Source organism: Dyadobacter sp. CY323, from assembly GCF_021390245.1.
Lineage (GTDB): Bacteria > Bacteroidota > Bacteroidia > Cytophagales > Spirosomataceae > Dyadobacter.
In genome coordinates, this window is record NZ_JAJUXH010000001.1 from 317,842 (window position 1) to 329,050 (window position 11,209).

The following is an 11,209-nucleotide window of genomic DNA, read 5'->3' on the forward strand; positions in this document are numbered from 1 at the left end:
CGACAAAAAGGATGTGCCAGAAGCATGGATGAGCAAAGTTTTTCACACCCTGAATGCTGCCGGACACCGGAAAAAAGACCTGAAATGTGCGCCCGGAAGGTGGAGGCATAATTATAATAATGATTTGAAAAATGGTTTCCGGTTAACATTACTGATATATGAATCTGATAAAAATAGTCATCGTGGGTGGTGGTTTTGCGGGGATTAATCTCGCACAGAAACTTTCTAAGGATAAGAGGTTCCACATTACATTGGTCGATAAAAACAACTACAATTTTTTTCCGCCACTGCTTTATCAGGTTGCCACAGGCTTTCTGGAGGCGTCCAATATCAGTTATCCGTTCAGGAAGTTTTTTCAGGATAAGGATAATATGCATTTCAGCTTTGGCGCGTTTCGTGAACTTTTCCCGGCTGAAAAGAGGATAGCAACTGAGAGCGGCGATATTTATTACGATTACATTGTGCTGGCCACCGGAACGGAGAGTAACTTTTTCGGAATGGAAAACGTGAAAAAGAATTCCGTTCCCATGAAAACCGTGCAGGATGCGCTCGCACTCCGCAACCACATTCTCCGGCAAAAAGAAAGAGCCACCAAGATCCGGGATTCGTCGGAGCGACGGAAGATCCTGTCAATCGTCGTAGCGGGGGCCGGGCCAACGGGCGTTGAGATTTCCGGAATGCTGGCGGAAATGCACAAACGTATTTTTAAGAAAGATTACCCTGAACTGAAACGCGAAGAAGTACAGATCTATCTGGTTGACGCACTGCCGGTTGTATTGAATCCAATGAGTAAAAAGTCTCAGGAAGAAACACTGGAAGAATTGCGGAACCTGGGAATCAATGTACTGCTGGACCATGCCGTAAAAGATTTTGAGAACGATGTCGTGACGTTTGCGAACGGAAAAACCATTGAAACTGAGACGCTGATCTGGACATCCGGGGTTACTGCGACGACAATTCCCGGGTTACCGAAAGAGGTACTCGGAAGAGGAAAAAGAGTACTGGTTGACCGTTTTAACAGAGTGGAAGGTTTTGACGATGTGTTTGCATTGGGCGACATTTGCCTCATGAATACAGACGAGAAATTCCCGGACGGCCATCCGCAGCTGGCGCAGGTAGCGATTCAGCAGGGAAAAAACCTGGCCCACAATTTCGGATTACTCATTGATGGCAAACCACTCGAACCGTTCCATTACACCGATAAAGGCACCATGGCGATCATCGGAATCAACAAAGCGGTTGCCGACCTGCCCGGCTTGCATTTCAAAGGTTTTATCGCGTACTTCCTGTGGCTGGTCGTGCATTTGTTTTCATTGATCCGTTACCGTAATCAAGTTAAAACGTTCTATAACTGGATAGTAGCTTTTATTACCAGAGATCAGTCGCTGCGTTTTATCATGGATTCTAAACCCGATAAATAAGTGTTTTGTGACCAGTCAATTATCTAACACCGTTAGTAACCTTCCTGAGTTAATTTATGATCAAAACCATTACCGATCCCTCTGAATTTCCCTTTGAATGGCTGGATGTATTCGATCCGGATGAGGAAGAGATCAAAAAACTGGCAGAAAAGTACGATTTACACGATTCGTCCATCAAGGACTGGCAGGAGGGAGATCATCTTCCCAAATACGAAAACGTCGGCGCCTACGCATTCATCATTGCCAGGGTGCACACAAAACAAGTGTCGTCACAGGCGGATACTGTCCTCGAACTGACAGACAAAGTTGCCATTTTCACAACCCCGGAACGGGTGATCACCATTCACAGAAAAGAATGGCTGGGGCCGGAAATGATCAAAGAAAATCAGTTGAAACAGCACAATTGTCAGAATACACATCACCTGGTGAACGAGATCGTAAAAAATTGTCTCGAAACCTATGAAAAACCTTCTGTAAAACTCACCAAGGATATTGAGTACTACGAGGAAAATATGTTCTTGAAAAACCGGAAGGCGTCCCTTCTGGAGGGATTATACTACCTGAGAAGGAGAGTGGAGGTCACCCGGAGAATCATCATGTTGTCCCATGAGATCATTGACAAAATGGATGCCCCGGAACATTCAAATACCTACACCCGCGACACCCGCGACCTTTTTGTGAAGCTTCAGAACATTTACGATACCTTATTTGAGAACATGAATCAGCTGGTGATGATTTATTTTTCGATTTCTTCGCAGCGAACCAACGAAACTGTCCGCGTCTTAACGGTCTTTTCAGTATTTTTCATGCCGTTAACCTTCATTGTCGGTATTTACGGAATGAACTTCAAATACATGCCTGAACTCAATATGAGGCTTGGCTATCCGGTTGTGATGGGCCTGATGGTGGTGATCACCATTGGGATTTATGTGTGGTTCAAAAGACGCGGCTGGTTGTGAGAGCACATACGTTTACCATTCTCTGAAAGCGAGTACATGACTTTATGAACCAACGTTTTATACCCTTCATCGTTCAGGTTGCACTTTTTTGCATGCTCCATGCCATGCCTTCCCATTCTTCGGGAAAAGCATTCGCTATCCCCAAACCACCCCTCGAACTTACAGCGGCCGCCATTTCTCAGGTACAAATCACGCTGACCTGGCAGGATGCCTCGCCAGATGAAACCGGCTTTGAGCTGGAACGGTCGTTGGATGGAAAGACATTTACGAAACTGATTGACCTGCCCATAAATACCGTAACATACCAAAACATTGGTTTGACTGCTTCCACGGCCTATTTTTACCGGATCCGGGCGGTAAATGCTTCGGGTTCCTCGGCATATTCCAACATTGCTTCCGACACGACGAAAGCTCCGGTTATCACCATTCCAAAACCACCCGCCACATTGGTCGCGACGGCGATCTCGGGCTATCAGATCAACCTTTCCTGGACGGATAGTGCGACGGACGAAACTGGTTTTGAACTGGAAAGGTCAATCGACGGAACTAATTTCATTAAGATCGCCGATCTGGCCGTGAATGCCGTTGCATTTCAAAACACGGGGCTGGTTCCCGTCACGCGTTACTGGTATCGCATTCTGGCGAAAAACACGGCCGGGAAATCGGCGTATTCAAACATTGCGGATGACACCACTTTTCAGGTGCTGCCAGCTGCGCCCACGGAGCTTACTGCGACTGCTATGTCGCCGGCTCAGATCAATCTTTCCTGGGTGGATCAGGCTATCAATGAAACCGGATATCAGGTCGAACGCTCGTTGGATGGAGTTGCATTTGTGAAGATTGCGGACCTGGGCGTGAATGCCACCACTTTTCAAAATACGGCGCTGAATGCCGCTACCCTTTATTACTACCGGGTGCGGGCTGTGAATGCGGTAGGAGGTTCCACATATAGTAGTGTCGCTTCGGTGAAAACGCAGAATATACCTGTTCCCGACCAGCCTGATGATTTCACGGCTGTTCCTACCGGGCCTGAACTGGTGCAGCTGCGCTGGTCGCCGGTTACAGGTAATGCAACCGAGATTGTGGTTGAGCGAGCATTGGGAAGTCACGCGAATTTTGTCCAGATCGCAAAACTGGGTGCAAACGTACAGCAATATGAGGATCGGGGGAAGCTTGCAACTGCCGACTATTTTTACCGGATCAAAGCAACGAATGCGGGAGGTAGCTCACCATACAGTCTGATCTCCATTGTTCGCGCATCGTCGATCATCACGTCTACAAAACCGGATCAACACCTGGTTTTTGTTTCGGAAAAAGTATTGATAACCGAGCTGAAAAATAAATCCGGCGGCAAGCTGCGGATTTACGATACGATGGGAAGGTCCCGCGCGGAATCCATAATTACATCCCTGTCGCGAACGGATTTGTCAAACCTTACCTCAGGCATTTACATTATCCTCATAACCACCGATCTAGAAGTAATATCACGTAAAGTCCTGCTTTTTTAACACTGACCTGTTTTCGAACCTATGAAACCATTCTACCGCATTCTCTGCGCAGCATTATTGCTCGCATTTCTGTCTGACTCCAGCTTTGCACAGAAAAAGAAAAATTACATCGTCAATGGATACGTCGGCGGTTTTCGCGGTCTGGTGAATGCAGATGAGATTGACGCCGAGAAACTGACGCACATTAATTATGCATTCGTCAATGTGCAGGACAGCCTGGCCGTGCTGACAAACCTGGCAACAGATTCCATCAATTTCCGGAAACTGAATGGATTAAAACTTAAAAATCCCGACTTGAAAATCGTGATATCCATCGGCGGCTGGTCTTGGAGCGAAAACTTTTCAGATGCTGTTTTGACAGAAACCTCCCGAGCAAAATTCGCTAAATCGAGCGTGGATATTATCCGGCAATTCGACCTCGATGGCGTGGACATCGACTGGGAATACCCTGGAATGCGCGGCGAGGAAGGCAACATTTTCAGGCCGGAAGACAAACAGAATTTCACGCTGATGTTCAAAGCAATACGCGAAGAACTGAATGTGCTGGAAAAGGAAAAAGGACGAAAATACCTGCTCACAACTGCTGTGGGCGGATCGGATTCTTTCATCGAGCACACCGAAATGGGACTTGCGCAGCAATACCTGGATTACGTGCTGATCATGACGTATGACTACGGCGGCAAAAATGGGACTGTCGGGCACCATACCAATTTGTATAATTACGGAGGTTCCGAGGAAACTTCATCGGCTGATCGTTCTGTGAGAAATTTCATCGCCGCAGGTGTCCCTGCGAACAAGATAGGGCTCGGTGCCGCTTTTTATGGAAAAGGGTTTGAGGCCGAAACGACGAAAAACAACGGGCTCGGAGAAAAACGCATTAAAACCGCCCAGGGCGCAGGTTACACGAAGCTAAAAGACACGCTGATCGATCAGAACGGATATAAAAAATACTACGACAAGAAAGCAAAAGCACCATATCTCTTCAACGAGTCAACCAGAATTCTGATCACATACGAAGACGAAAAGTCGATTAAAGAGAAATGTGATTACGTTAAAAAGAATAACCTGGCCGGTATTTTCTTCTGGGAATATTTCAACGATCCGAAGGAATATCTGATCAATGAGATTAGCCGGAATTTGGATTAGTGACCAACCCCAGCAAATCCTTCTTCGTCAGACTTTTCAAAACCGAGTTATCCGTTTTTACCAGATCATTCGCGAGGTCCTTTTTTGATTCCTGGAGTTCCATGATCTTTTCTTCGATCGTTGCCGGGCAGATCAGGCGCACGGCGATGACGTTTTTCTTTTGACCAATGCGGTAACTGCGGTCAATCGCTTGGTTTTCAACGGCGGGATTCCACCATGGATCGACGAGGTACACGTAATCTGCCTCGGTGAGGTTAAGTCCGGTTCCACCTGCTTTCAGGCTGATCAGGAAGACGCGGATGTTCTCATTGTTCTGAAAATTTTCAACTGCCGATTCCCGGTCTTTTGTTTGTCCGGTCAGATATTCGTATCCGATGCCGCGTTTTACCAGTTCCGGGCGGATCAGGTCCAGCATGGAAACGAACTGCGAAAAAACCAGGATTTTGTGCTGCAGTGATTTCGTCCCGATCTGCTCCATCAGCACCTCGATTTTGGCGGAAGAATTTCCATAAAACTGATCGTCATTCAGCAAAGCCGGGGAGTTACATATCTGGCGCAGCTTGGTGAGACCTTGCAGCACATGCAGGCGGCTTCGCTCAATATCGAGCTCATTCCGGGTGTTGAGATACGTGAAAAATTCGAGCTCGTAGGCATTATAAACTTTCCGTTGCTCTTCGCCCAATTCGCAGTAAAGAACCATTTCAGTCTTTTCGGGAAGTTCTTTGGCAACCTGTTTCTTGGTCCGTCGAAGGATAAACGGATTGATCCGCGTCTGCAATTCCTGGGCGCGCTCGCTGTCTTTGAACCGGTCGACCGGCGTGGAAAAATGCTGCTGAAACTGGTTTTTATTTCCCAGCAAACCCGGACACGCAAACGAAAGCTGACCGTACAAATCGAAGGTATTGTTTTCCACCGGCGTACCCGTCATCACCAGCTTATTCCTCGATTGTAGCAGTCTGGCAGCCTTATATCGTTGCGATTCGGGGTTTTTAATGGCTTGTGATTCGTCGAGGATAATGTAGTTGAAATGGTATTTTTTCAAAAATTAACGTCCGACAGTAATGTGCCGTAGGAAGTCAGGATAATCTCATATTGATCAAAGGTAGTCACTTCCCGGATGCGGTCGGAACCATAGATCGTGAGCATTTTAAGGTCCGGGGCAAACTTTTCGACTTCCGCCTGCCAGTTGAAGATCAGCGAAGTCGGGACGATAATCAGGTTGGTGTTTTTAACCTGTTTTTCTCTTTGAGATAAAATGAATGCGATGATCTGAACCGTTTTCCCCAGCCCCATATCATCCGCTAAACAGCCTCCAAAACCAAATTCATCCAGGAAATTGAGCCAGTTCAAACCTTGCTGCTGGTATTTACGGAGTGATGCTTTTAATGCATCAGGCACTTTTACCGGCTCGATCGACTCAAAATCTTCAAACTTCGACTTATAGAATTGAATTTGTTCACGCACTTCCTGGTCCAGCATTTCGGCCTCATACAATTCGCTGATGGAAGCGAAGCTGGCTTTTGAAGTGCGGATGAGTTCACCGTCGATCTCACCCGCGTCGAAAAATTTGGCAAACTTTTCGACCCACTTTTCGGGCAAAATCCCGAGCGTACCATCGCCCAGCTCGACATATTTATTCCTGTTTTTAACGGCTTTATGTAAATGTTTGAGCGTAACTTTTTGATTCCCAAAACGCACATTTGCCATCGTATTAAACCAGTTGATCCCGCTGATCACATTCACGGATATCTTTGCCCGGTTTTGATTCAGGCGGTTTTTATTGAGTTTATTGAAACCCAGAATGGTGATTCCCTGGTCCTGCCATGTTTCAAATGCGTCGGGAAACCAGTCTTCGCTGAGAAACTGAGCGCGGTGAATGTAAAAGAAATCTTTCCCCGGCCTGTCTTCTTCCTCCTTGCCAATCTGGTCGTCGAAATCGGGATGCTGGCGAAGTAATGTGCTGCCGAAACGGTTTTCGAGATCATGGTCACGTTCCACCATAAATGGGTTTCCGTGGCTGTCTACCGAATAAATATCCTTTTGGGAAAACAATGGAACTTCTGCATTTCCATATTTCACGACCGGCGTGATGAGTACGTAATTGCCGAAATCTTCGAGGTAAATGATCTTTTCAGCCGGCTTATCAAAACCTTGTTCTTCCTTTTGCTGCTCCGTAGCCGGTTTTAAAAAGGAATAGGTGATCCGGATCTTGTTTTCAATTTTGGATAAAAGATTTTGCCGGAATTCTTCGAACTTGGAGTGGTGGATGTAGATCTTCTGGTTATGCTGTTTGAAAAAGGTTACTGTGTTTAATACATCTTCATTATCGATCAGATAGAGCGAATCTTTGTACAAAACAAAATAGTCATACCGCATTTGCACCTTTTCGAGGTCGAGGTAAACGCCATTCAGGATCAATTCGCCAGAGATGTGAAAGAATTTGTCATTCTGGTCGATCGTGAGCTGCATATCGAGCGGTGATTGTTCCAGGCGCACCGGGATTAGCGAAGCCGCGTTTACATGGTCGGAAATGGCGGTACTATGGTAGTAAAAATCAAGTTGCAATGGATTTTTTAAAATCGATTTCAGCCCGTCGAGATCCATTTCCGGTTTTTTCTTCCTGAAATTATTATGGAAAGCAGATATGGCTGTATAGAATTTCAAAACCTCCGGATCCTGCGTTTTCCAGATCTGATCGAATGGATTAAGAAGAGAAAGCGGGTTTTTGAGCTTCCCGTTCCTGGTTACGGAAGCTTCGTACATTTCGAAGTAAAAATGCTCGTAATACTTGTTCTGGCCCATAATAACGATCTTTTTTGTATCGGAAGGTTTTTCGGTTGCATTCGGCAAACCCAATGCAGGTTTAGTCACAAGCTGGTTTTCCAAAAGTAAAACGGCTTCCCGGTTCAATGGGATCAGCTCTTTCAAACGCGGACGGATCACGAGTTCGCGCGATGCAATATCAAGCTGAAAGTAATGGTCCAGGTCGGGTTCATTTTCCAGCCCGTAATCCAGCGCGGCCTGTTTTATTTTCTCAAATCTCAGTTTCCGGTCAAAAAACGCACGGAGATCTTTGCGGTTGACGAAATTGTAGAGCACCTGGATCTGGTGCTCACAAAGCTTGCGTTTTGGCAACATGCAGGAACAATACAGACTGGCCTGCTCCTCATCCTGTTTTACAACTACCTTAAACGTTTCCGACGCTGCTCCCTGAATTTTAAACGAGGCGTAGTTAATGTCAATTTCCTGGGGCTGAATTTCGAAGAAACCGCGTTTTTCAGTACTTGGAAGCTCGGCACTGTTTTTTAAAATGGTTGTGGTGGATAGTTCGGAAAGATTGAAATCCGGAAATGTAAAATAGTGCACACTTATTTTTTCGGATTCGGCAGGCTCATTTTTTCTCATTCGGCAAAGTAATTAACCAGTATCAAAAAGCCTTGTAAAGCAGGATTCAGTAATGATAATTTGATAAAAATAACGAAATTACCACTTTCCGTGCACGGTAGCACGGGACTTTGTATCGACAAAACTTTAACTGAAATATGGAAATTGGAATCGCCGCCGATCACGGAGGCTTCGAACTGAAACAGTTCCTGAAAGCCTATCTCACTGAAAACGGGCACCATATCACCGATTTTGGCGCCTATACGCTCGATAATCAGGACGATTATCCGGACTTTGTAATCCCGCTCGCACAGGCTGTCGCAGGCAAAGAACTGGACCGCGGCATTGCCGTTTGCGGCAGTGGGGTTGGAGCTTCGGTGGCTGCCAATAAGGTGACAGGTGTCCGTGCCGCATTGATCAATGATCATTTCTCTGCGCATCAGGGTGTGGAGGATGATGACATCAATTTGTTGTGCCTCGGAGGCAGGGTCACCGGAAATATGGCCGCGAAAGAGCTGGTTGATGCTTTTTTGCAGGCAAAGTTCACCGAAGCAGAACGTCACATGCGCAGGCTCGGGAAAGTTAAAGCATTGGAAAAATAAACTTAGAAGCTATTTTGACATCAATTTTGGCATTATCGTTTTGCAAAAATGCGGTAATGAAAATTTCGACATGCCACCGCTCTGCAAAGCTTGCCGCTTTCTTTTTAGTTATTTCATTGGTTTCCGCGTTTGCTCAGCAGACCCAAACCGACTCACTCAAAATCCTTCCGGCCGACTCTCTGACTGCCATTAAACCGGATACCGCGCTGAAACCGCCATCGGTACTGATCGATACCATTCGTTACAGGTTCATCGGTGACGGGAATTTTACGAGAGGGAATGTAAACAGGACGCTGGTTGTGCTGCGGGCAGAACTTACATTCAGCGGTCCGGTGATCAACATTGCCACCAATCCGAGGTTTACATATGGAAAGCAAAATGGCATTCTGGCTGAACGCGACAGTTATACGGATTTGTTTGTGGATGTTTTTAAAAAGCACCGCACCTACGCATTTGGTCTTGGCGCGATCGAAACGAGTAATTTACGGAAGATCGATTTTCGTCTCATGACGGGTGCCGGAATTGGTTACCGGGTTGTGAAAAACAAGACAAACGACCTTAGTCTTACCAATGCCATTCTCTATGAAAACACTGATTTTCGGGAAATAGCGACGGTTACTACCATCCGTAATTCGTTTCGGATAAAAGGAAAGCATTCGTTTATGCAGGACAAACTCCGGATTAATCACCTCACCTTTTTACAGCCCGCATTAAACGACCTCTCGAACTTTCGATGGAATACGATTTTGTCTGTGGAATTGCCTATAAACAAATGGATTACGTTCCGGACGAGTTTCGAAAATTCATATGAAAGCGTCGTAGAAGCCACCCGGAAACGCAACGATTCACGCATCACATTCGGGGTTGCGATCGGGAATAAATAGCTGGGATACTCCCCTGATTTTTGTAAGGGAAGGAACAGAATAATGTTGTCCTTCATTGCGGCACATTATATCTGTCAAAATTGTGCTTTAATAGGTATTCACAATATTCCATCCACCCCATGAGAGAACCACAGGATAACCGTCGCCAGTTTTTGAAAAATTCAGTTAATACGGCTGCAGGTTTAATGATTTTGCCTGCGCTTGCACAGGAAGTCACAGCAGCCGCCAAAACGGAAGTAGAAGAAACTCCTGAACCAGCATTTTTGGCGCCAAGAATTAAGTTTTCCGCAATCGGGATCAATCACGGTCACATTTATGGACAGGTAGAAGCGGTAACCCGTGGCGGTGGCGAGCTGGTTTCTTTTTATGCCAAAGAGCCGGACCTGGCAGCGGCTTTTGCCAAACGGTACCCGCAGGTAAAGCAGGCAAAAAGCGAGGCCGAAATTCTGGATGATAAAAGCATTCAATTGATCCTGAGCTCAGGCATACCCGACGAGCGCGCCCCGCTTGGCATCCGCGTGATGAAAAGCGGGAAGGATTATATGGTGGATAAACCTGGTATCACCAGTTTGGAACAACTCGCTCAGGTACGGAAAGCGCAGAAGGAAACCAAGCGCATTTACTCCATTATGTATAGCGAGCGGCTCGAAAACCGCGCGACGATCAAAGCCGGCGAGTTGATCAAAGAAGGCGTGATCGGGAAGGTTGTACAAACGATCGGACTCGGGCCACACCGATTAAATGCAGATACGCGGCCAGAATGGTTTTTCGATAAAAAACGCTTTGGAGGCATTATTTGCGATATTGCTTCGCACCAGTTTGACCAGTTTCTTTTCTTTACCGGTTCTACTAAAGCTGAAATCGTTGCTTCCCAGGTTGGTAATGTAGCTCATCCTCAGTGGCCGAAATTTGAAGATTTTGGCGACACAATGCTTCGCGGAAATGGCGGCTCAGGCTACATTCGCGTAGACTGGTTCACTCCCGACGGACTCAAAACCTGGGGCGACGGACGCTTGACCGTGCTCGGTACAGAAGGATATATTGAAATCAGAAAAAACATCGATATCGTCGGCAGAGAGGGTGGAAATCACCTTTTTGTGGTCAATAACAAAGAAACAACGTATGTCGATTGCAGTAAAGTTGAACTTCCATACGGTCGGCAGCTGGTAGATGATGTGCTGAACCGCACAGAAACCGCGATGTCGCAGGAGCATTGTTTTCTGGCGACGGAACTGGCATTGAAGGCACAGAAGAATGCTCAGAATGTGGTTGTTAGTAGTTAGGGTTTTTTTGTGAGATGTGAGA

General features: G+C 46.3%; 9 protein-coding genes. 7 read left to right on the forward strand and 2 right to left on the reverse strand.

The features are described from left to right. The first annotated feature begins 158 nt into the window (after positions 1–158). Genes LZG72_RS01415 through LZG72_RS01430 form a run of 4 tightly spaced genes read left to right on the forward strand, consistent with a single transcriptional unit; the run spans position 159 to position 5,034 of the window. A complete protein-coding gene (locus LZG72_RS01415; protein WP_233866630.1) occupies positions 159–1,421 on the forward strand; it encodes an NAD(P)/FAD-dependent oxidoreductase in 1,263 nt (420 codons plus the stop codon). 56 nt (positions 1,422–1,477) lie between these two features. Further along, entirely contained in the window at positions 1,478–2,380 is a 903-nt protein-coding gene (locus LZG72_RS01420; RefSeq protein ID WP_233866631.1) for a CorA family divalent cation transporter, read from the forward strand. Between the two features lie 44 nt (positions 2,381–2,424). Further along, positions 2,425–3,888 carry a fibronectin type III domain-containing protein gene (locus LZG72_RS01425; RefSeq protein ID WP_233866632.1) on the forward strand — a complete coding sequence of 488 codons (1,464 nt, stop codon included), beginning with the start codon at positions 2,425–2,427 and terminating at the stop codon, positions 3,886–3,888. A gap of 21 nt (positions 3,889–3,909) precedes the next feature. Continuing rightward, a complete protein-coding gene (locus tag LZG72_RS01430; RefSeq protein ID WP_233866633.1) occupies positions 3,910–5,034 on the forward strand; it encodes a glycoside hydrolase family 18 protein in 1,125 nt (374 codons plus the stop codon). Here LZG72_RS01430 and LZG72_RS29090 read toward each other — a convergent pair. Both LZG72_RS29090 and LZG72_RS29095 read right to left on the reverse strand, forming a co-directional pair. Next, the gene (locus tag LZG72_RS29090) at positions 5,015–6,076 is read right to left on the reverse strand and encodes a DEAD/DEAH box helicase (RefSeq protein ID WP_255700871.1); all 1,062 of its coding nucleotides are present in this window, start codon (positions 6,074–6,076) and stop codon (positions 5,015–5,017) included. The two genes, LZG72_RS01430 and LZG72_RS29090, sit on opposite strands and share 20 nt — an antisense overlap. After that, the gene (locus LZG72_RS29095; protein WP_255700872.1) at positions 6,073–8,439 is read right to left on the reverse strand and encodes an SNF2-related protein; all 2,367 of its coding nucleotides are present in this window, start codon (positions 8,437–8,439) and stop codon (positions 6,073–6,075) included. The genes LZG72_RS29090 and LZG72_RS29095 overlap by 4 nt, the downstream gene beginning before the upstream one ends. 137 nt (positions 8,440–8,576) lie before the next feature. On the opposite strand from LZG72_RS29095, the gene LZG72_RS01445 reads away from it, so the two are divergent. The 3 genes from LZG72_RS01445 (at position 8,577) to LZG72_RS01455 (ending at position 11,187) form a co-directional block, all read left to right on the forward strand. Further along, a complete protein-coding gene (locus LZG72_RS01445) occupies positions 8,577–9,020 on the forward strand; it encodes an RpiB/LacA/LacB family sugar-phosphate isomerase (protein ID WP_233866634.1) in 444 nt (147 codons plus the stop codon). 56 nt (positions 9,021–9,076) lie between these two features. Further along, entirely contained in the window at positions 9,077–9,904 is an 828-nt protein-coding gene (locus LZG72_RS01450) for a DUF481 domain-containing protein (RefSeq protein WP_233866635.1), read from the forward strand. 119 nt (positions 9,905–10,023) lie between these two features. Next, positions 10,024–11,187: a Gfo/Idh/MocA family protein gene (locus LZG72_RS01455; protein WP_233866637.1), complete on the forward strand. Its 1,164-nt coding sequence runs from the start codon at positions 10,024–10,026 to the stop codon at positions 11,185–11,187. The last annotated feature ends 22 nt before the right edge of the window (positions 11,188–11,209 follow it).

Bases quoted from the DNA above. Each gene is read 5' to 3' on its own strand.
- LZG72_RS01430 (WP_233866633.1), top strand. From the start codon at position 3,910: ATGAAACCATTCTACCGCATTCTCTGCGCAGCATTATTGCTCGCATTT.
- LZG72_RS01450 (WP_233866635.1), top strand. From the start codon at position 9,077: ATGAAAATTTCGACATGCCACCGCTCTGCAAAGCTTGCCGCTTTCTTT.
- LZG72_RS01420 (WP_233866631.1), top strand. From the start codon at position 1,478: ATGATCAAAACCATTACCGATCCCTCTGAATTTCCCTTTGAATGGCTG.
- LZG72_RS01415 (WP_233866630.1), top strand. From the start codon at position 159: ATGAATCTGATAAAAATAGTCATCGTGGGTGGTGGTTTTGCGGGGATT.
- LZG72_RS29095 (WP_255700872.1), bottom strand. From the start codon at position 8,439: ATGAGAAAAAATGAGCCTGCCGAATCCGAAAAAATAAGTGTGCACTAT.
- LZG72_RS01455 (WP_233866637.1), top strand. From the start codon at position 10,024: ATGAGAGAACCACAGGATAACCGTCGCCAGTTTTTGAAAAATTCAGTT.
- LZG72_RS01425 (WP_233866632.1), top strand. From the start codon at position 2,425: ATGAACCAACGTTTTATACCCTTCATCGTTCAGGTTGCACTTTTTTGC.
- LZG72_RS01445 (WP_233866634.1), top strand. From the start codon at position 8,577: ATGGAAATTGGAATCGCCGCCGATCACGGAGGCTTCGAACTGAAACAG.